General features: G+C 72.7%; 15 protein-coding genes and 2 pseudogenes. 7 read left to right on the plus strand and 10 right to left on the minus strand.

Going from position 1 to position 19,795, the window contains the following annotated elements; all coding sequences use genetic code 11:
* Window positions 1–111 precede the first annotated feature (111 nt).
* Both ACIRDU_RS28610 and ACIRDU_RS28615 read right to left on the minus strand, forming a co-directional pair.
* Window positions 112–675, minus strand: coding sequence for a snapalysin family zinc-dependent metalloprotease (locus ACIRDU_RS28610; protein WP_403584452.1), 564 nt, complete (start codon window positions 673–675; stop codon window positions 112–114).
* Between the two features lie 98 nt (window positions 676–773).
* On the minus strand, window positions 774–1,424 hold the full coding sequence (locus ACIRDU_RS28615; RefSeq protein ID WP_403584455.1) for a LysE family translocator: 651 nt from the start codon (window positions 1,422–1,424) through the stop codon (window positions 774–776).
* A gap of 242 nt (window positions 1,425–1,666) precedes the next feature.
* Between ACIRDU_RS28615 and ACIRDU_RS28620 the strand changes: the two genes are divergently transcribed.
* A complete protein-coding gene (locus ACIRDU_RS28620) occupies window positions 1,667–3,061 on the plus strand; it encodes a hypothetical protein (protein ID WP_403584457.1) in 1,395 nt (464 codons plus the stop codon).
* A 28-nt stretch (window positions 3,062–3,089) separates the two neighbouring features.
* On the opposite strand, the gene ACIRDU_RS28625 is transcribed toward ACIRDU_RS28620, so the two are convergent.
* Window positions 3,090–3,581 carry an FBP domain-containing protein gene (locus ACIRDU_RS28625; RefSeq protein WP_403584459.1) on the minus strand — a complete coding sequence of 164 codons (492 nt, stop codon included), beginning with the start codon at window positions 3,579–3,581 and terminating at the stop codon, window positions 3,090–3,092.
* Between the two features lie 70 nt (window positions 3,582–3,651).
* Between ACIRDU_RS28625 and ACIRDU_RS28630 the strand changes: the two genes are divergently transcribed.
* Both ACIRDU_RS28630 and ACIRDU_RS28635 read left to right on the plus strand, forming a co-directional pair.
* Window positions 3,652–4,221, plus strand: coding sequence for a TetR/AcrR family transcriptional regulator (locus tag ACIRDU_RS28630; protein WP_403584462.1), 570 nt, complete (start codon window positions 3,652–3,654; stop codon window positions 4,219–4,221).
* A 102-nt stretch (window positions 4,222–4,323) separates the two neighbouring features.
* Window positions 4,324–4,565: pseudogene (locus ACIRDU_RS28635) on the plus strand (lipase); the annotation flags it as partial.
* Between the two features lie 189 nt (window positions 4,566–4,754).
* Here ACIRDU_RS28635 and ACIRDU_RS28640 read toward each other — a convergent pair.
* The 4 genes from ACIRDU_RS28640 to ACIRDU_RS28655 form a co-directional block, all read right to left on the minus strand.
* Window positions 4,755–6,098 (minus strand): M1 family metallopeptidase, encoded by a 1,344-nt coding sequence (locus ACIRDU_RS28640; RefSeq protein ID WP_403584465.1) that lies wholly within the window; start codon window positions 6,096–6,098, stop codon window positions 4,755–4,757.
* A gap of 77 nt (window positions 6,099–6,175) precedes the next feature.
* On the minus strand, window positions 6,176–10,042 hold the full coding sequence (locus ACIRDU_RS28645; protein ID WP_403584467.1) for a Pls/PosA family non-ribosomal peptide synthetase: 3,867 nt from the start codon (window positions 10,040–10,042) through the stop codon (window positions 6,176–6,178).
* A 564-nt stretch (window positions 10,043–10,606) separates the two neighbouring features.
* The gene (locus tag ACIRDU_RS28650) at window positions 10,607–10,978 is read right to left on the minus strand and encodes a TraR/DksA family transcriptional regulator (protein WP_403584470.1); all 372 of its coding nucleotides are present in this window, start codon (window positions 10,976–10,978) and stop codon (window positions 10,607–10,609) included.
* 44 nt (window positions 10,979–11,022) lie between these two features.
* Window positions 11,023–11,334: a TraR/DksA family transcriptional regulator gene (locus ACIRDU_RS28655; protein WP_403584472.1), complete on the minus strand. Its 312-nt coding sequence runs from the start codon at window positions 11,332–11,334 to the stop codon at window positions 11,023–11,025.
* 330 nt (window positions 11,335–11,664) lie between these two features.
* On the opposite strand from ACIRDU_RS28655, the gene ACIRDU_RS28660 reads away from it, so the two are divergent.
* The 4 genes from ACIRDU_RS28660 to secD all read left to right on the plus strand — a co-directional run bounded on the left by ACIRDU_RS28660 (window position 11,665) and on the right by secD (window position 16,140).
* Window positions 11,665–12,618, plus strand: coding sequence for a HAMP domain-containing sensor histidine kinase (locus ACIRDU_RS28660; RefSeq protein ID WP_403584475.1), 954 nt, complete (start codon window positions 11,665–11,667; stop codon window positions 12,616–12,618).
* Window positions 12,619–12,620: 2 nt separating this feature from the next.
* Window positions 12,621–13,304, plus strand: coding sequence for a response regulator (locus ACIRDU_RS28665; protein ID WP_403584478.1), 684 nt, complete (start codon window positions 12,621–12,623; stop codon window positions 13,302–13,304).
* Window positions 13,305–13,372: 68 nt separating this feature from the next.
* Window positions 13,373–13,789, plus strand: coding sequence for a hypothetical protein (locus ACIRDU_RS28670; RefSeq protein ID WP_403584481.1), 417 nt, complete (start codon window positions 13,373–13,375; stop codon window positions 13,787–13,789).
* 80 nt (window positions 13,790–13,869) lie between these two features.
* Window positions 13,870–16,140: a protein translocase subunit SecD gene (gene secD, locus ACIRDU_RS28675; protein ID WP_403584483.1), complete on the plus strand. Its 2,271-nt coding sequence runs from the start codon at window positions 13,870–13,872 to the stop codon at window positions 16,138–16,140.
* Here secD and ACIRDU_RS28680 read toward each other — a convergent pair.
* The 3 genes and pseudogenes from ACIRDU_RS28680 to ACIRDU_RS28690 form a co-directional block, all read right to left on the minus strand.
* Window positions 16,130–17,374, minus strand: a complete 1,245-nt coding sequence (locus ACIRDU_RS28680; RefSeq protein WP_403584486.1) for a glycosyltransferase — start codon at window positions 17,372–17,374, stop codon at window positions 16,130–16,132. The genes secD and ACIRDU_RS28680 overlap by 11 nt on opposite strands.
* Before the next feature lie 94 nt (window positions 17,375–17,468).
* Entirely contained in the window at window positions 17,469–18,959 is a 1,491-nt protein-coding gene (locus ACIRDU_RS28685; protein ID WP_403584740.1) for a HEAT repeat domain-containing protein, read from the minus strand.
* A 129-nt stretch (window positions 18,960–19,088) separates the two neighbouring features.
* A pseudogene (locus ACIRDU_RS28690) lies at window positions 19,089–19,393 on the minus strand (cytochrome P450); the annotation flags it as partial.
* Window positions 19,394–19,795 lie beyond the last annotated feature (402 nt).

Consider the following 19,795-nt stretch of genomic DNA (forward strand, 5'->3'; position numbering starts at 1 on the left):
ACATGGCTGCGGCCGTGCGCGCGCTCTGGTACCGCGTGCACGGCCGCGACGGCCTTGCGCGGGATGCCCGGGGTTCGCCGGGCATCCTTCTCACGTGTGGCGCGGCGTGCGTCAGTCCACGATCACCTCGGCGCGTACCGCCGGGGCCCGGCCGACGAGTACGCCGCCGAAGTTCCCCTCGACCTCCGCCTTCTCCGCCGCGTTCGGATACGGGTTCCTGCACGAAGTTCCCGCGCTGGAACCGGACATCAGGCTCGAACACGGTCCGGGCTTGCGATCCGGCAGACCCAGGATGTGCCCGAGCTCGTGTGCGGAGATGCGGATCGTGTCGTAGCCCTGATCGACGGCCTGGCGCCCGATGTACACGGTCCCGTTGCCCAGGGTGGTGGGCAGGGCGCGAGGCCAGCCGTTGTCCGCGAGGACCCGGATGTTGGCGCGTTGCCCGGTTGCGACCGGCCGCAGTTCGACGGCGTCGACACTCTCGTTCCAGATCGCCGCACCCCGGTCGACGGCACTCCTGAACTCCGCGGAGCCACCGGCGTCATAGGTCAGGACACGGGCGGCCGGAGGGGCATCCGGCGCGTGGGGGGCAGCGGCCGCGGCCTGGCCACCCGTCAGGGACAAGGACACCAGACAGGCAGCGGCGAGGCCGCCGGTCAGTATGCGGACGTGCATGATCGACCTCCTTGTGGGGGAAGGGCAGTCGTGCTCATGACATTCCCTGGTTCACTGCCCACCAGGGTCACCACCGAATCCGTCGAACCAGACGGCCGTCAGGCGGCGGCCGCGACCGAGACGCCGAGCGCGATGAACAACCAGCCGGTGGTCAGTTCCCAGCGGTGGCGGACCTTCGGCCTGGCGAGCAGGGCTCGCAGTCGCGCGGCGACGACGACGAGGGCGAACCAGTAGGCGACACCGATCACGACGTCCAGCATGCCCAGGAAGAAGATCTGCCGCGCCGGCGGTCCGTCACCGTCGACGAACTGCGGAAGGACGCTGAGGAAGAACAGAGCGGCTTTGGGATTGAGCACGTTGGTGAGGAACCCCTGGGTGAAAGCGGACCGGAAACCCCCCTGGGCCGGCCCGGCCTCCTGAGTGGCGTGCGGTGCGGGCTCGTTCGTGCTCCGCCTTTCCCGGGCGGCCCGGCGGGCGGCGAGTACGGCCCGTACACCGAGATACACGAGGTAGGCCGCCCCCATCAGTTTGATCGCGTCGTACACCATGGGTGAGCGGGTGGCGATCACCGAGAGACCGGCCGCGGCGGCCAGCATGTGCACGCACAGCCCGGTCTGCGCGCCGAGTGCGGCGGCTCTGCCCTTCGAGGGGTCCTCGGCCGCCGATCTGACCACCACGAGGAAGTCCGGGCCCGGCACCACGTACGCGACCAGCACAACGCCGAGAAAACCGACCAGATCGACCGTCATCCGCCCTCCACTCCTGCCCCTGCCGAACCGCCCGCGGCCAGGACCAGTTGGCACCTCCGCGCACCGGCCACCGAGCCGACGGCCTCGCCGAGTACCCCCATGCGGGCGGCCCGGACAGCCCGTTGACGGAACAAGGGGTGAACCGGCGCCTGGTCGAGCGTGATCACCGCCGTTGACCTCGCACACACGACACGAGCACAATCCGCGGACCTGCGTCATTCGCCGGCGAACCGGGGGGAACCATGTGCGACAGGTGTGCCCACCGCGAGACGGTCGACGCCGTCGCGCGGAATCCAGCGGCACCGGTCGAGGTACTGACCAGGCTGCTGGCCGAGGAGGCCATCGCGGCCTGGGACGCGCTGGCCTGGCGTGCCCTGCCGGACGAGGTGGTCGACGCGATCGTCGCGCATCCCGACCACAGGCTGCGGTCGGCGTTCACCGCGAACCCCTCCGTGACGCCGGAACAACGCGCCCGGCTCGTCGACGATGCCGACGCACGGGTGCGCCATGCTCTGGCCGACGGGCCCAACTGGTTCCGCGTCCCCGTGGAGCCCCTCCCCCGGTCCGCCCAGCGGCGTCTGCTGGCCGACCAGGAAGCACGGGTCCGCCGCAGCGCGGCAAGCTGCCGGCTCACGGCTCCGGACCTGGTCGCCCAACTCGCCGACCACCGTGACGCCAACTGCCGGCAGGCAGCGTGCCGCGAGTGGGCGCTGCTCTTCGAAGACACCCGGCACCGCCTGCTCCACGACCCCGACGAGGACGTACGCCGGGCAGCCATGATGAAGGCCTGCCGCGACGACGCGGAGTACACCGACCTCCTGCTCGACGCGGGCCTCGGTCCTTTCGAACGGCAGGAGGTGATCCGCTCCGGCGCGATGAGCACGGCGACCGCCGAACGGCTGGCGGCGAGCAGCGAAGAGGCGGACCGGCGGGAGTTGGCGGCCAACCTCGACGTGGCCGTCGGCATCGTCCGTGGGCTGGCCGACGACGAAGCGCACAGCGTCCGGCTGGCCGTGTCGGTACGCCCCGAGCTGACGGAGACCGAGCGTGCCGCCGTCGACGTCACCATCGGCCCGGCCGACCGGCTGCATCCGGTCGAGTGGGTGCGCCGCTGCGATGATCCGGACGTCCTGCGCCGATGCGCCCGGTCGGCCCACATCCTCCTGCGTCGCAGCGCCGCGTGCAGTCCACACCTGCCCGCCGACGCCGTCGAACTGCTGTCACAGGACGACGACTACCCCGTGAGGCTCCTCCTGTGCGAGAACCAGCCCACCGTCGACGGCGAGGTCGTGCTGCAGACCTACCTGGACTGCGAGGTCATCACCAAGGGCGGTCTGCTCGCCCACCCGAACTTTCCCCGCGCGGGCGCCGGCCGGCGCTTCGCCGACGACACGGATCCTGGGAAGAGGTGGCTGGTCGGACTCGACCCGCAGGCTCCCGTGGACCTGGTGGTCCGGCTGCTCGCCGACCCCGACGCACGCGTACGTGCCATGGCGGCCGCGCACCCCGCACTGCCGGTCGACCTCATCATCCGGAGCTGCCGGAACCCGGAAACGTCCTCTGTGGCTCTGCGCAACCCCTGCCTCCCCGTGCGCGTCATGCACCAGTACCTGGACGCCTCGGGCATCCCCCGCTGACCTCGGCAGCCTCCGGAGGCCGGTCGGGTCACGCGGTGACCCTGGCGATGAACGCCGTGAGGTGGGTGACGGTCCGCTGGATCTTCTCCTCCAGGGTGAGCGACTCGGGGAGGCGCGCGCCGACGCCCGCGTCCTTCTTGCCCCGCACGTACAGCGGGCAGGCGAGGTCGCTGCACATGTAGGCACCCACGGAGTTGCCCTGCTGTCCGGCCTTGCCGGCCTTCGCGGCGACCATGAGGGAGACGCCGCCGGTGTGGGTGGTCAGGCACATCGAGCACATACTGCGCCGCGTCTGCCAGGACGTGGCGCCGGAGCAGCGCAGGGCGAGCGCTGTCGGGCGGCCGTCCAGCTCGGTGACGAGGTAGGCCCGGTCGGGCGCCTGGGGGTCTCGCCAGCCGAGGAAGTCCAGGTCGTCCCAGGGCCGTTCGGCCAGGTCGTGCGGGATGGACAGGCGCTTGGCCGCGCCCTTGCTGCAGTTCACGAAGGCGGTGCGGATCTCCCGCTCGGTCAGGGGTCTCATGAACCGGATGCTAATTTGCCTAAAACCTTTAGGCAAATGCATAATTGATTTCGCTGACAGGAGGAAGGTCATGGCCAGAGTGGGCTTGACCCCGGAACGGCTGACCCGGGCGGGGGCGGAACTGGCCGACGAGGTCGGTTTTGATCAGGTGACCGTGTCGGCGCTCGCCCGGCGGTTCGACGTCAAGGTCGCGAGCCTGTACTCGCACCTGAGGAACTCCCAGGAGCTCAGGACGAGGATCGCCCTGTTCGCCTTGGAGGAACTCGCCGACCGGGTCGCCGATGCCCTGGCAGGGCGCGCCGGCAAGGACGCCCTGGCCGCTTTCGCGGATGCCTACCGTGACTACGCCCGGGAGCACCCCGGCCGCTACGCCGCGGCACGGCTCCGGCTCGATCCCGAAACGGCAGCCGCGAGCGCCGGGGTGCGGCACGCGCAGATGACGCGGGCGATCCTGCGCGGCTACGACCTGGCGGAGCCGGACCAGACGCACGCGGTCCGGATGCTGGGCAGCGTCTTCCACGGCTACGTCAGCCTGGAGCTGGCCGGAGGCTTCGACCACAGTGCACCCGACGCGCGGGAATCCTGGGCCTGGATCGTGGATTCCCTCGACGCCCTGCTACGGAATGGGACCACCCCCTGACCAGCCGTCCGCACGGTGCGGCCCTCGCGCCGGACGCCGGCACATCCGGGCATCACGACATCTTGATCAACAGGCTGAGGCCATGAGCACCGAGCACGCACGATCACCACACCTGTCACCTCGGACCTCCTGCGCGGCCATCTCGACGTGGAAGCGACCGCGCACGGCCTGCTGCCGCATCGGCTGCCCGCCGGGGCGCGCAGGCAGATCCCCGACAACCGACCGGCCGTGGCCGAGGCCCAGCCCTCGGGCGTACGGCTGGCGTTCCGCACACGCGCCACCACATCGAACTGGACACGCTGCCCACCAAGCGCGTCTACCGGGGTTCCCGGCCCCATGAGGACACCCCGGCCCGCTCGCACCCGACTTCGACGGCGGCACCCTGCGGTTCAAGGCCACGGGCGATCCGGCCGAACGCGCCGCCGGGGCGCCTCACGAGAACTTCCGGCGCCTCGCATGCGGCGAAGGCGGCCCGTTCGCGACCGGGCCCGTCAGCTCATCACCGTGAGCGGCCACCCCCGCCTTCGACGGTCCTAGCCCGCCGCCCGCCTCTCGGCCCCCGGCAGCGGCGGCAGTGTCGTCCCCTGCACCCACGCGTGCAGCAGCTCGTCCACCGGCTCGGTCGCGAAGCGGGCCACGTGCGAGGTGAAGGCCGCGGTGGTGACCGTGCCGCCCCGGTGCTGCTGCGCCCAGCCGCGCAGCATGCGGAAGAAGGCGATGTCGCCCAGCGCGCAGCGCACCGCGTGCAGCACGAGCCCGCCGCGTTCGTACAGCCGGTCGTCGAACATCGACTTGCGGCCCGGGTCCGCCAGCCGCAGATCCTGCGGCAGCGACGACAGCAACCGGTGTGCGGCAGCCGCGAGTTGCTCCGCCGTACGCCCGCCCGAGCGCTCCGACCACAGCCACTCCGCGTACTTCGCGAATCCCTCGTTCAACCAGATGTGCCGCCAGTCGGCGATGGACACGCTGTTGCCGAACCACTGGTGCGCCAGCTCGTGCGCCACCAGCCGCTCCGAACCCCGTGCCCCGTCCACGTGGTTGGCGCCGAACAGGGACAGCCCCTGTGCCTCGACGGGCACGTCGAGCTCCTCCTCGGTCACCACGACCGCGTACTCGTCGAACGGGTAGGGCCCGAACAGCTCCTGGAACACCTCCATCATCTGCGGCTGACGCGCGAAGTCCCGCGAGAAGTCCCCCAGCAGCTGCGCCGGGATGTGCCCGTGCTGCGGGACTCCGCCCGGCCCCGGATCGCCCAGCAGCACCGTCTGGTACTTGCCGATCGCCAGGCCGACCAGATAGCTGGACGTCGGCGCCGACTGCTCGTACACCCAGGTGGTCGTGCTCGCCTTCGTCGTCCTGGTCAGCAGCCGGCCGCCCGCCACCACCGCGTACGCCGACGGCGTGGTGATCGAGAGCTGGTACGACGCCTTGTCGGCGGGCCGGTCGTTGCACGGGTACCACGACGGCGCCCCGATCGGCTGGCTGGCCACCAGCGCCCCGTCCTCCAGCTCCTCCCAGCCGAGCCCGCCCCAGGGGCTGTTCACCGGCTCGGGGTTGCCCGACCAGTGCACCTCGACCGTGAACGGCGCCCCCGCGCGGACCGGCTTGGCGGGACGGACGCGCAGTCTGCCGCCGCGGTGCGTGTAGTGGGGCTGCCGTCCGTCGACCCGCACCCGCCCGATCTTGTAGTCGGCGAGGTTCAGCACGAACTCGGTGAGCGGCGCCCGTCCCGCTATGGCGTTGACGCGGGCCGTCCCGGACAGCCGGTTCGGGCCCGGGCGGTAGTCCAGTGCGAGCTCGTACCGGTGCACCCGGTAGCGGGGGTCGCCGTGCTCCGGGAAGTACGGGTCCGCGCCCGCCGCCTGCTGGACTGCCACTGCCGTCTGATCTCCCTGCGCTGCGCTGCTGCCACTGTCTGCCGGTCCGTCGCCCTCCGGCTCCGGGTGGCCCGCGCTCAGGGGCGCCATGCCTCGATCGGGTTGCCGAGCCAGCGGGTGTCGTCGGGGACGGACTCCGCGGCCATGACGAGCGACGCGGGACCCAGCGTCGTACGGGCCCCGATCGTGCTGCCGGGCAGGACGATCCCGCCAGGGCCCAGCGTCGCGCCCTCACGGAGGACCACAGTATCCGTCCGCAAGATCCGGTCGTGGAAGAGGTGCGTCTGAAGGACGCAGCCCCGGTTCACGGTGGCCGCGTCCTGGAGGGTCACCAGGTCGGTCTCCGGCAGCCAGTAGCTCTCCACCCACACCCCCCTGCCGATCCGTGCGCCCAGACCCCGCAGCCACGCCGTCATCACCGGCGTGCCCGGCACCGCGCCCGCGAGCCACGGCACGGCGAGCACCTCGACGAAGGTGTCCGCCAGCTCGTTGCGCCACACGAAGGACGACCACAGCGGATGCTCCCCGCTGCGGTGCCGCCCCACGAGCGCCCACTTGGCGACGATCGAGACGAGGGCCGCGCCCCCTCCCGCCGCGAGCAGCACCAGCCCCGACAGCAGCGGCGCCCAGGGCCCCAGCGCACACAGCAGGGCGATGGTGAGCACCGCCAGCCCCGCCGAGCAGAACACCGGCACGATCCGGCACAGCTCCACCAGGCCCCGCGCCCACAGCAGCCGGGCCGGCGGTTCGTACGTACGGCTGTGGTCGCCGTCCGCGGCGGCGCGCGGCAGCTTGACCGGCGGCAGCCCCAGATAGGAGGTGCCCTTCTTGGCCTTCTTCGGCGTCGCCGACAGTACGCCGACCAGCCCGCCGTCCGGCACGCTCCGCCCCGGCGCCGTCATCCCCGAGTTCCCGAGGAAGGCCCGCCGCCCGATCTCGGCCCGGCCGATCCGCATCCAGCCACCGCCGAGCTCGTACGGCGCGGTCAGGGTGTCGTCGGCCAGGAACGCCCCCTCACCGACCGTAGTGAGGCTGGGCAGTGCCAGCACGGTCGACACCTCGGCGCCGCGCCCGATGCGCATCCCGAGCAGCCGCAGCCACACCGGGGTGACCAGCCCGGCGTACAGCGGGAACAGCGTCTCCCGCGACCGGTCCATCAACTGCGTGACCGTCCAGGCCTGCCACCCGACCCGGCTGTGCGTCGGATGCGTTCCCTCGCGCAGGCCGAGGCTCAGCAGCCGTACGGCGATCAGGATCAGCACGGCGTACGCCAGACCGAAGGAGAGCGTCGCCGGGACGAGCGCCAGGGCGGCGCCCGTCAGGGGCGCGTCCGGTGTGAAGAACACCCGGGCGACGGCGAACGCGGCCGCGCCCGCCAGTACGGGCAAGGCGGTCAGCGCGAAGCCGGTGAGGCCGTACATCATGCTCCAGTACGTCGCGCGCCGCGGCCGTTCCCTGGGCCAGTTGCGCTTGGCCTTGCCCAGCTTGACCGCGGGCGCACCCGCCCACCGCTGACCGGTGGGAACCTGCCCGGTGACGGCCGATCCGGGCGCCACCTCGGCCCGCTTGCCGACCCGGGCACCGGGGAAGAGCACGCTGCGCGTGCCGACGACGGCGTGTGCGCCCACCTTGAGCGTGCCGATCTCCAGCCGGTCCCCGTCCAGCCAGTAGCCGGACAGATCCACCTCGGACTCCACGGCCGCGCCCCGCCCCAGCTTCAGCATCCCGGTGACCGGGGGCAGCGAGTGCAGATCGACGTCCGGTCCGACCCTGGCGCCCAGCGCCCGCGCGTACCGCTCCAGCCAGGACCCCGTCAGCGACGTCGCGCCGCTGAACTCGGCCAGCCGCTCGGCGGTCCACAGCCGCAGATGTACGCCGCCCCCACGTGCGTACCGGCCGGGCTTCACGCCGCGGAGCAACAACCGCGCGCCACCGGCGGCCAGGGCGAGCCGCCCCGGCGGGCTGAAGAGGGCGACGGCTGCGAGGGCGAGGAGCCACCAAGGGGCCGTGGGAAGCCACGCGCAGGCGGGCAGCAGATTGCCGAGCGCGGCCAGTGCCACGGTCCAGCGCAGACCGAGCAGGGTGAACAGCGGCACGAGGAGCAGCAGTTGGATGACCTGCGCACGCCTCGGCACCGGAGTGATCGTGCGCCGGGCCTCCTCGTCCCGCGCCGACTTCTCCAGCCGCCGGGCCAGCTTGCGCAGCACCGGCTGCTGGTAGATGTCCAGGACGGCAGCGCTCGGGTAGCGGGTGCGCAGCCGGGTGGTCAGCTGGGCGGCGGACAGACTGCCGCCGCCGATCGCGAAGAAATCGTCGGAGGCGCCGGTGACCGGGATGCCGAGCACCTCGGTCCACTGCTCGGCGAGCCACGCTTCGGTGCCGTAGAGCTGCTCCGCCGGGCCGCCCGTCTCCAGGTCCTGCAGCGGCCAGGGCAGCGCGTTCCGGTCGACCTTGCCCGACGTGCGGGTCGGCAGCTCCTCGACCGGCGCGAGCAACGGCACGAGTGCGGCGGGCAGTTCGGCGCGGAGCTTCTCGACGGCGGCGGCGTGGCCCCAGCCGTCCTGGGTGACGACGTACCCGACGAGAAGCTGATTGCCGCCGCGAGCCGTCCGTACGGCGGCCGCCGCACCGGCGACCCCGGGCAGGCGCTGGAGCGCGGCGTCGACCTCACCGAGCTCGATCCGCCGCCCGCCGAGCTTGACCTGCTCGTCGGCGCGACCGAGGAAGACCAGCCCCTCGGGTTCCGCCTTGACGAGGTCGCCGCTGCGGTAGGCGCGCTCCCAGCCCAGGGACTCCAGGGGGGCATACTTCTCCGCGTCCTTCTCGGCGTCGAGATACCGGGCCAGCCCGACCCCGCCGATCACCAGCTGACCGCTGCCGCCCATCGGCACGGGCTCGCCGGCCTCGTCGACGACGGCCAGTTCCCAGCCGTCCAGCGGCAGCCCGATCCGGATGGGCTCCTGACCGCTCATCAGCGAGGCACAGGCCACCACCGTCGCCTCGGTGGGCCCGTAGGTGTTCCAGACCTCGCGCCCCTCGGTCACCAGCCGCTGGGCCAGCTCGGGAGGGCAGGCCTCACCGCCGAAGATCAGCAGCCGTACGTCGTTGAGCGTCTCCGGCTCCCACAGCGCGGCGAGCGTGGGCACCGTCGACACCACGGTGATCTCCTGCTCGACCAGCCAGGGCCCGAGATCGGCACCGCTTCTGACCTGCGCACGCGGCACCGTCACCAGACAGGCGCCGTACCGCCACGCCAGCCACATCTCCTCGCAGGAGGCGTCGAACGCCACGGACAGCCCCGCCATGACCCGGTCCCCGGGGCCGATCGGCTCCTCGGTGAGGAACAGCGCGGCCTCGGCGTCCACGAACGCGGCGGCGCTGCGGTGGCTGACGGCGACGCCCTTGGGCTTCCCGGTGGAGCCGGAGGTGAAGATGATCCACGCGTCGTGCTCGATACCGGGGCGCGTGGCGGGGGCCTCTCCGGCACCGTGCACGGCGATGTCGTGCCCGGCCCCGATGACGGCGCGTACGCCCGCTTCCCCGAACACCAACTCGGCCCGCTCGTCCGGGTCCTCGGCGTCGACGGGGACGTACGCGGCACCGGCCGCGAGTACGGCGAGGATCGCGATGTAGAGCGCGTTGGTGCCGGACGGGACCCGGACCCCCACCCGGTCCCCGAGCCCGACCCCGGCGGAGCCGAGCCGCCGTCGCAGCCGTTCCACCTCCACGGCCAGCGCGCGGTAGGTGAGACTGCTCGTGCCGTCGTCCAGGGCCGGCTCGTCCGGATGCGACCGCACGGACGCGTCGAAGATGTCGACGAGCGTGCGCGGCGACGCCGCCGGACGCCCCGAAAAGCGGGCGGCGTCCCCGAACTCCTGCTGGATCTCCGCGCCGATCTCTTCGCCGAGCAGGCCGAGAGCGTCGCCCTCCTGTATGGCTGCCATCCGGTCCTCGCGTCTGGATCCCGGATGCCTCCGGGGCGCTGGCGGGCCCGCAGGTGTGCCTGGGGTTGTCCGGCTCCAGCTCGGTAACAAGCCGGAAATCTTAGTACGACGCTGGATTTGGGCGCTTCGACACGCCACCCGGCGCGGCCGTCCGGGTGTGCTCCGGGGCCGGCAATACTGACGCTGACCTGGAGATCTCCAGACGAAGGAGACTTCCCCCACACTGATGATCAGGTTGTCGCGGAGCCGTAGGATCGCGTCCCACGCCGGGTGAGGGGACGGTTTGCGGTGCATGTTGACCCGCGCCCTGGAGTTGACCGCGGCGCGGATGTCGGGGCGCCAGGTCGGTCGTTCCAGGGCCGGCCACCGCTCCCCTCCTTGTAGTGCCGTCCCTGAGGACGCTCACGCAACTTTGTGGCACGTCGACGACCGTGCCGTTGCCGCCCAGCCAGACGCGGGTGCGGGCGCTGCCCAGGTCCAGGGCGATACCGCAGCAGTGCCGGCAGAGGGGCCCCAACGGCCGGTGACGCCCGGTGGCGCCGGGCAGGTCTCGGGTGCCGGTCATCAGTGCGCCTCCTTGACCCGCTGGCAGCGGGCGCAGTAGCGCGCCTGCGGCACGATCATGAGCCGTTCCCGTTCGACGGGGCGCCGGCACAGGTGGCAGGTGCCGTACGAGCCCTCGTTCATACGGGTGAGGGCTGCTTCGACGTCGGTGAGGACCATGCGGGCGGAGGCGGCGAGTTTGACGCGGACCTCGATCTGCGCGGCGGCCCGCCGCCGGAGCCGGTCCTCCGCCCGGGAGGTGACCGGTCCGGCGAGCAGGCGCAGTTGTTCCCGGCGGAACAGGCGCTGCTCGTGGAGGTTTTCGCGCAGCGCGGCGAGGTCCTCGGCCGACAGGTGTGTCGCACTCTCTTCGATGGTCTGGTGGTTCACCACGTCACCCCTTTGCGGCAGGGCGTAGGAGGTCGGTACGGGCGGGGTCAGGCGGTGCGGCGCCGGCAGGCGACGCAGTAGCGGGTGTAGGGGAGGATCTCGAGCCGTTCCGCGGGGACGGGCTTCGCGCAGCCCACGCAGGTTCCGTAGGTGCCCTCCTCGATGCGGGTGAAGGCCTCATCGATCTCTTTGAGGACCCGCTGCATCGCGGCCTTCTGTGCGGACAGCAGGTGATCGTCCGAGCTGCGCTCGGTCTCGTCGAGGGCCCGCAACTGGGCCAGCCGGGAGGTGCGGGCGTGCTCCAGGCGCTGACGGGCCTCGTGCGGGTGGGGTTCGGCCCGGGTGACGTCGAGCGACATGGTCGGTCTCCTTCTCGGCGCGGGCGGCCGGGGGCGTCGCCGGGGTGCCCGCCGGCTGTCGGGGGGTCGTGTGTTCTCCACCTTCGTCCGGTCCGCGGCGGATACCTATCGGGCGCGGGGCCCATGTGCACCGGGGCGAGGGACCCATGCGGCCGCGTCATGGGTGGTGCGTGCCCGGGGAAATGGGGGTCAGGTCCCATGGACGGGACTCGGGGGAACGAGGCAGCCTGGCCGCAGGCTTGCTCGAGCGCCCGGCCGCGAACGCGGTGGGCCGCGCGATGCCCGACAGTGGAGGTGAGACCGAGGTTTCGGAAGGGGAGGCGCAGGACGGTGTCCTTGTTCTGGCGGATCTTCGCCCTCAACGCCGTGGTGCTGGGCACGGCCACGGCCCTGCTGCTGTGGGCTCCGGTGACCGTCTCCGTGCCGGTGCTGCTCACCGAGGCGATCATCCTCGTCGGCGGTCTGGCCGTCATGCTGGTCGCGAACGGCGCGCTGCTGCGGCTCGGTCTGGCCCCGCTGGAGCGGCTCACCAAGCTGATGACCACCGTGGACCTTTTGCGCCCCGGCCAGCGCCTGCCCGCCTCGGGCGGGGGCGGGGTCGCCGAGCTGATCCGTACGTTCAACGCCATGCTGGAGCGGCTGGAGCAGGAGAGGGTCGCCAGCAGCGCCCGGGCCCTGCTGGCCCAGGAGGCGGAACGCCGCCGCATCGCCCAGGAACTGCACGACGAGGTCGGCCAGAGCATGACCGCGATCCTGCTGGGGCTCAAGCGCTCCGCGGACGACGCACCGGAGCCGCTGCGCAAGGACTTGCAGGAATTGCAGGAGATCACCCGGGAGAGCCTGGACGAGGTCCGTCGCCTGGTGCGCCGGCTGCGGCCGGGTGTGCTGGACGATCTGGGTCTGGTGAGCGCGCTGACCTCGCTCAGCGAGGACTTCGCGACCCATACCAGGCTGCTGGTGACGCGCCGCTTCGATGCCGACCTGCCCGCTCTGGCGCCGGAGACGGAGCTGGTGCTCTACCGCGTCGCCCAGGAGTCGCTGACCAACGTCGCCCGTCACGCGGATGCCGGGCGGGTCACCGTCGCCCTGGGTCGCACCGACGACAGCGTGGTGCTCACGGTGACCGACGACGGCAGCGGCATCGAGGCCCCCCGCGAAGGCGCGGGCATCCGCGGAATGCGCGAGCGGGCCCTGCTCGCCGGGGGCAGCCTCGAGATCATCCCGGCGCCCCGCGCCGGCACCCGAGTCCAGCTCACCGCGCCCGTCGCGAGGAAGCAGCCCTGACCATGCCCGACACGGCCACAGCCTCCCCCACGCGATCGAGCACGATCCGCATCCTGCTCGCCGACGACCACGCGCTGGTCCGTCGCGGTGTGCGGCTCATCCTCGACCAGCAACCGGACCTCGAAGTGGTCGCCGAGGCCGGTGACGGGGCGGAGGCCATCGAGCTGGCCCGCACCCGCGAGGTCGACCTGGCCGTGCTCGACATCGCCATGCCGCGCATGACCGGCCTCCAGGCAGCACGCGAACTGGCCGTCCTGGCACCGGGAGTGCGGATCCTGATGCTCACCATGCACGACAACGAGCAGTACTTCTTCCAGGCTTTGAAGGCCGGCGCGAGCGGGTATGTGCTGAAGTCCGTCGCCGACCGGGACCTGGTCGCCGCCTGCCGGGCCGCGATGCGGGACGAGCCCTTCCTGTATCCCGGCGCGGTCACCGCCCTGATCCGCAACTACCTGGACCGGGCCCGCCACGGCGAGGAGACTCCTGGCCAAATCCTCACCCCCCGCGAGGAAGAAGTCCTTAAGCTGGTCGCCGAGGGCCACTCGTCCAAGGAGATCGCGGACCTGTTGTTCATCAGCATCAAGACCGTCCAGCGCCACCGCGCCAACCTCTTGCAGAAGCTGGGCCTGCGCGACCGCCTCGACCTGACCCGTTACGCCATCCGCGCCGGACTGATCGAGCCCTGACCCACCGGCTGCCCACGTCCCGGCCGGGAGCCGGGCCCGGCCCGCACGCCACGACGAGAGGGGGGACGGTGCACCGCAGCGCGCGCACAGTCACCAGCGGCGCCCGAACCCGCTCCCCCGTCGCCGCGGTGCTGGCAGCCGTCGTCCTGGCCGTGCTGGCCACCTTCGGCATCGCGGGCCCGCCGCCCGGCACCTCAGGGGCGATGGCCGGTGCACCTGCGGCGGCAGACCATCACAGGTACGACGGGACCCGCGCCGACGACGGGTGCGATGCCGCCTGCGTCGTCCGGGCGGCCACCCGCCTCGAGCCGCACGGCGAGCACCCGGCCCCGCGCGGGCACCTCGGCATCTGCGGCGACAGCGCGGATGCCGGCGCGTGCCGGGTTCCGGGCCCGTACAGGGATCCGATCCGGCTCGTGCCCTCGGCACAGCCACACACGGCCCAGGACCAGGGGCGGGCGCCCCCGGTGTTCTCCGGCACCTGACGCCCCTTTCCCTTCCACTCGACCCGCCCCGCAGCGGCCCACGACGGCCGCCGCCGTGGTGTGCCTGCCGGAGGCTCCCGTTGAACCGTTCCCTGCGCGTGAGGGCACTGCTCGCCCTCGCCGTGCTCGCCCTGTCGCTGTACGTCGCCGTCACCGTGCCTGTCCGGCTCGGACTGGACCTGCGCGGCGGTACGCACATCGTGCTCGAGACCCGCTCCACCCCCACGGCCGACGCCGACCGCGCGGCCACCGACCGCACCCTGGAGGTGCTGCGCGGACGCATCGACGCGCTCGGCGTCGCCGAACCCACCCTGGTGCGCTCCGGCGACCACCGGATCATCGTCGAACTGCCCGGTGCCCAGGACCCGAAGAAGGCCGCCGACGTCCTGGGCCGTACCGCGCAGCTCACCTTCCACCCCGTGCTCGGTCCCGCGGACGGAGCCGACGACACCTCACGGCCGCTGCCGAAGCGGCCCCGGGAACGCGTGCTGCCCGACGAGTCCGGCACTCCGCTGCGCCTCGGGCCCACGTCCCTGACCGGCGAGGACGTCAAGGAGGCCGCCGCCCGGTTCGACCAGCAGGGCGGCGCCGGATGGCACGTCACCGTCGGCTTCGAGGGCGCCGGCCGCAGCGGCTGGGCCCGTCTGACCGGCGAGGCCGCCTGCCACGCGGCGGGCGATCCGGCACGGCGGGTCGCCATCGTCCTGGACGACAAGGTCATCTCGTCCCCGCAGGTCGACCCGTCTCTCGCCTGCGGGACCGGCATCCGTGACGGCGCCACCCGGATCACGGGCTCCTTCAGCCCCGAGGAGGCCCGCGAACTCTCCCTGCTCATCAACGGCGGCGCCCTGCCCGTACCCGTGGAGACCGTCGAGCAGCGCACCGTCGGCCCCACCCTGGGCGCGCAGGCCATCACCGCCAGTGCCTGGGCGGCGGCCCTCGGCACAGCACTGACCTCGCTGTTCATCATCGGCGTCTACCGGCTGATGGGTGCTCTGGCCGCCCTCGCCCTGGCCTGCTACGGCCTGGTCTCCTACGCCGCTCTGGCCGCCGTCGGGGCCACCCTGACCCTGCCGGGCCTGGCCGGTTTCGTCCTGGCCATCGGCATGGCCGTGGACGCCAACGTGCTGGTCTTCGAGCGGGCCCGCGAGGAGTACGGGGTACGGCGACGGCCCAGCATCCGCTCGGCGCTGGCAGCCGGCTTCCGCAACGCCTTCAGCGCGATCGCCGACTCCAACATCACCACCTTGATCGCGGCCGCCCTGCTGTTCTTCCTCGCCTCCGGGCCGGTGCGCGGCTTCGGCGTCACCCTCGGCATCGGTGTGCTCGCCTCCATGTTCAGCGCCCTGGTCATCAGCCGGGTGCTCGCCGAGTTCGCCGTGAGCCGCCCTGCCGTACGCCGCCGCCCACGTCTCACCGGCATCGCCACCACCGGCGCGGTGCGCGACCGTCTCACCCGCCGCAACCCGCTGTTGATGCGCCGTCCGCGCCGCTGGCTGGCGACCTCCGCCGCCGTGCTCGTGCTGGCCGGTTCGGGCATCGCGGTGCGCGGCGTCGACCTCGGTGTGGAGTTCACCGGAGGCCGCCTCATCGAATACACCACCAGCGGCACCGTCGATCCCGGCCGGGTGCGTGCCGCCCTCGCCGACGCCGGGTTCCCCCGCGCGGTCGTGCAGACCTCCGGCGACACGGGGCTGACGGTGCGTACCGACCCGCTGACCGATGCCGAAGAGGCGAAGGTCACCGGCACACTGCGCGATGTCGCCGACCGGGCGGACAAGGTCCGCGACGAACTGATCGGTCCGAGCCTCGGCGAGGAGTTGCGCCGGGGTGCGCTGATCGCGCTCGCCATTGCCCTCGCGGCACAGTTCGCCTACCTCGCGGCACGCTTCCGCTGGGTCCTGGGCTCCGCGGCGGTCGTCGCCCTCGTCCACGACGTGATCGTCCTCCTCGGGGTCTTCGCCTGGCTCGGCAAGCCCGTGGACGGGGTGTTCCTGGCGGCCGTGCTCACCGTCATCGGCTACTCCGTCAACGACTCCGTCGTCCTCTTCGACCGCGTCAGGGAACTGGTGCGGCGCAGCCCCGGAACGCCGTTCTCCGGCATCGCGAACCAGGCGATCCTGCAGACCCTGCCCCGCACCGTGAACACCGGCATGGGCGCCGCGTTCATGCTCACGGCCCTCGCCGTACTGGGCGGCTCCTCGCTCACGGACTTCGCCCTCGCGCTGCTCATCGGCCTCACCGTCGGGACGTACTCCTCGGTGTTCATCGCCGCTCCCGCGGCGATCCGGTTGCACCACCGCTTTCCCCGCCGGAAGTCGTCCGCCGAGGGCAGAGCCGTCATGACGTGAGCCGGTCCAGCGCGGCCAGGACCGGGGCCACGCCGGCCTCTTCGGCCAGGCCCCGGGCCAACTCCTGTGCGCGGCTTCGGTGGTGAGGGTCGTCCGTGGCGCGGCGCAGGGCGGGGGCGAGTGTGCCGGCGGTGAGGCGGCGCAGGGGGACGGCGCACGGGGCCGCGCCCACGGCGACCAGGCGCGCCGCCCAGAAGCCGCCGTCGAACTGCACCGGCACAGGAATCGTGGGGACGCCCGCCCGCAGGACGGCGGCGGTGGTGCCGGCGCCGGCATGGTGGATCACGGCGGCCGTACGGGGAAACAGCAGGGCGTGCGGCACGTCGCCCACGGTGATCATGTCGTCGCCGGTGGGGGCGGCGAGGCCCGCCCAGCCCTGCTGGATGATGCCGCGCAGCCCTGCCGAGCGCAGCGCCCGCACGATCTCCCCGCTGAGGCGGCCGGGGTCCGGCACCGTCGCGCTGCCCAGCCCGATGAACACCGGCGGGGGTCCGGCGGCCAGGAAACCCTCCAGTTCAGCGGGCAGCGTGCGGGTGTCGTGCGGCCACCAGTACCCGGAGATCTCCAGCCCGGGGCGCCAGTCCTTCGGACGGGGCACCACTCGTTCGCTGAATCCGTGCAACACGGGCCAGTGGGCTCGCTCGTGGGCCCGGCGGCTCGCGGAGGGGCCGCTCAAGGTCATGCCGTGCCGGGTGCGCAGCCGGTGCATGGCGTGCGTGAAGACCCGGTCGACGGCGGAGAGGACGGCCCGTCCGCCCAAGTGGTTGCCCACCGGGCCGAGCGAGCGTCCGCCGAGCATGGGGGCGCCGAACTCGCGTGTCGGATGCTGGGGTTGGAGGAACAGGCCCATGCTGGGCAGGTTCAGCCCCTCGGCGATGGCGCGGCCCAGCGGTGCCACGGCTCCGGCGGCCAGGACGATGTCCGCGCCGCGGGCCGCCCGGACCAGGGCGTCGGTCATCTCCTCGGCCGCGGACCGGGCCATCGACGCCGCGCGCAGCAGTTTGCCGAGGCCTGTGGTGCTGGCGTGCAGGTCGCGTCCGCGGTCGGAGTGGGACACGGCGTGCGGGTCGACCGGGGTCGGGTGGAAGCGCACCTCCGAGCCGGCGGTCAAGGGTTCGAACAAGGCATGGGTGGCGAGCGTGACCTCGTGCCCGCTGCGCGCCAGCCCCGCGCCCAGCCCGGTGTACGGGGCGACGTCGCCGCGCGAACCCGCCGTCATGATCACCACGCGCATGGGTTCCAGTGTGGACCGGTTCGGCGGGCGGCTCACGGTGCCCGACCGCATGTGGACGAAATTCGCCGGTGCGGCTGCTTTCCGACCGCGTCTGCTACCGCGGGCCGCTGTCCAGGGTGTCGAGGAGGCGGGTGGCGGCCTGGCGCAGTCGTGGGGAGGCGTCCTCGGTGAGTGCGGTCAGCCGGGTGCGGGCATTCGCGCTGTCCGGCGGGAGTGAGCCGGTGGCGCCCGCCCAGCGTTCGAGCCCGAGGACGGCTTCGTAGCGGACCGGTTCGTGCGGGTCGTCGAGACTCCGCAGGAAGCGCCGTACGTCGTGGTGGGTGTGCTCGTCGGTCGGGTCGTCGCCGTCGAGGAGGGACAGCGCGGCGGCCAGGACCTCGCCGGACGGAGCGTTGTCCGCGAGGCGCCGTACGTCGGGCAGGGCCTGGGCGAGGCCGTCGAGGGCGTTGCGAGTGCGCCAGATGTGCCTTTCGTCGGAGGCCAGGTGGGCGGCCAGGGCCCAGGCCACGGGGTGGCGCTCCCAGGGGCGGAGGCCGTTTTCGACGAGTGTCTCCAAGCCGTCGAGTACGCCCGCACGCAGGTCGTCGTCGGGGTCGTCCAGGAGGGACAGCAGGAGCCACACCGCGTCCCAGCGGCCCGCGCTCCCGATGGCTGCGGCGGTGGCGGCCCGGGTGCGGGAGGAGAGCGTCTTGTCGGTCAGGGCCGTGCGGAGGTGCGCGGCGGCCGTGCCCGCATCCACGGCGCCCAAAGCACGGGCGGCCGACGGTCCGGCGACGGGATCGCGCAGCCATCGCACGGCCGGTTCTGTCACGTGGTCGTCGCCCCGTCCGGCAAGACCGCGCAGCAGTCCCGCGGCGACCTCGGGATGCTCCTCGGTGTGCAGCGCCGCGGCCAATGTGTCCTGTACCTGCCGTTGTTCCACGTGGAACAAGCGGCGGGCTGCCTCGATCCGCACTGCGGGGGACGGATCGCGCAGACCTGTGAGCAGTGAGTCGAGGAGTTGCCCGGTGCAGCGTTCCGGCAGCTCTTCCAGGGCCCGCGCGCGAGCGGCGCCCTTGCCCTCTCGGGCGGTGCGGAGCAGCTCCGCCCGCACGGCCGGGTCCTGCCTGCAGGTGTACAGCAGGGTCCGGGCCCGTCCCCACACGGCGTGGTCCGGATCACCGAGCAGGGCGGCCAGGGCGGTGACATCACCGGGCACGCCCAGTGCGGCCAGTCCGTCCAGGGCGTTGATCCGCACGTGGTGGTCCGGGTCGGACAGCAACCGGGCGAAGGCCCGGGTGACCGCGAGGCCGTCGAGTCGCAGTCGGACGGCGGCGACCGACGCCCTGCGTCGTACGTCCGGATCCGCGTCCCCCATCAGCAAGGGGAGCACCTCTGTGCCGGCCTCCGGGATGCCGAGCCTGCCCAGGGCCGCGGCGGCGGCCGCGCGCACCGAGGCGGCGGGGTCGTCGGCCGCGTCGACGAGTACGCGAGCGTGCTCGGCCCGGCCGATCCTCCCCAGCCCCTTCAGCGCCGCAGCCCGCCGCTCCGGCTCCGGCTGCGCCGACTCCCGCAGGAAGAACGCGATCTGATGGTCCGACCCCATGGCCACCCCCCTGAGAGACAGACCGTCGAGGGACCCGAAGGTTGCCCTCGTCCAGGGGGCTGCAACGATCGGCTGCGGGACGAACACGCCGGGGTCGTGCTGGTGCAGGTAAGGGCTCCAGACCACGTCGGCGCCCTCGGGAACGAGATGCCCGCCGAGGTCGAGGTCGCGGGTGGCGGTCCGGGTCACCAGCCAGGCCGGGCCGTACTTACGGACGGCCTCCTGCAACACCCGGCGGGCGTAGGGAAGATGCTCGAGGTCGCCGTAGGCCAAGGGCGGTCCGCGCACACCGCGGCGAGTTCCTCGCGCAGCCGCTGCTCGACCCGCGGATGCCGGGTGATCTCGTAGAGGGTCCAGGCCAGGGTGGTGCCGGTGGTCTCGATGGCGCCGGTCAGCAGGGTGATGGCCTCGTCCTGGAGTTGCCGGCCGGTCAACGGGTCCTCGGCGGTCAGCAGGGTGTCGAAGAGGCCGGTCCGCTGCTCCCGAGCGGCCGCCGCGTGCGGGCATCCCGCGTCGGCCCCGACCGCGGCGTCGGAGGAGGGGCCGGCCGGCCGGCGCGCACGGTGGTCGATGGCCTGATCGATGAGCGGGGTCGGTGACGACGTAGGCGGGAGTGGGCCCGATGCGTATGCGGCCGACGGGGCCGTGGTCGCGCAGGGAGCTGATGAACGGCAGGGGGCTGCGGGCGAGTTGGAGGCCGTGGCCGATCAGGGGGCCCTCCGTGCATGCCCCATGCAGCCCCGCGGGATTCCGATCGTCCGTGCTCTCTGCGTCACACCCGACCGGCACCCGGCTTCCGACCAGGGACGCGTCGCCGACACACCCGGAGCCGGGCC

This window comes from Streptomyces sp. NPDC093598, from assembly GCF_044764825.1.
Classification (GTDB): domain Bacteria; phylum Actinomycetota; class Actinomycetes; order Streptomycetales; family Streptomycetaceae; genus Streptomyces.

What these genes read in the sequence shown, in the direction of transcription:
- ACIRDU_RS28610 (WP_403584452.1), bottom strand. Translation starts at nt 675, where the DNA reads ATGCACGTCCGCATACTGACCGGCGGCCTCGCCGCTGCCTGTCTGGTG.
- ACIRDU_RS28615 (WP_403584455.1), bottom strand. Translation starts at nt 1,424, where the DNA reads ATGACGGTCGATCTGGTCGGTTTTCTCGGCGTTGTGCTGGTCGCGTAC.
- ACIRDU_RS28620 (WP_403584457.1), top strand. Translation starts at nt 1,667, where the DNA reads ATGTGCGACAGGTGTGCCCACCGCGAGACGGTCGACGCCGTCGCGCGG.
- ACIRDU_RS28625 (WP_403584459.1), bottom strand. Translation starts at nt 3,581, where the DNA reads ATGAGACCCCTGACCGAGCGGGAGATCCGCACCGCCTTCGTGAACTGC.
- ACIRDU_RS28630 (WP_403584462.1), top strand. Translation starts at nt 3,652, where the DNA reads ATGGCCAGAGTGGGCTTGACCCCGGAACGGCTGACCCGGGCGGGGGCG.
- ACIRDU_RS28645 (WP_403584467.1), bottom strand. Translation starts at nt 10,042, where the DNA reads ATGGCAGCCATACAGGAGGGCGACGCTCTCGGCCTGCTCGGCGAAGAG.
- ACIRDU_RS28655 (WP_403584472.1), bottom strand. Translation starts at nt 11,334, where the DNA reads ATGTCGCTCGACGTCACCCGGGCCGAACCCCACCCGCACGAGGCCCGT.
- ACIRDU_RS28665 (WP_403584478.1), top strand. Translation starts at nt 12,621, where the DNA reads ATGCCCGACACGGCCACAGCCTCCCCCACGCGATCGAGCACGATCCGC.
- ACIRDU_RS28680 (WP_403584486.1), bottom strand. Translation starts at nt 17,374, where the DNA reads ATGCGCGTGGTGATCATGACGGCGGGTTCGCGCGGCGACGTCGCCCCG.
- ACIRDU_RS28685 (WP_403584740.1), bottom strand. Translation starts at nt 18,959, where the DNA reads ATGGGGTCGGACCATCAGATCGCGTTCTTCCTGCGGGAGTCGGCGCAG.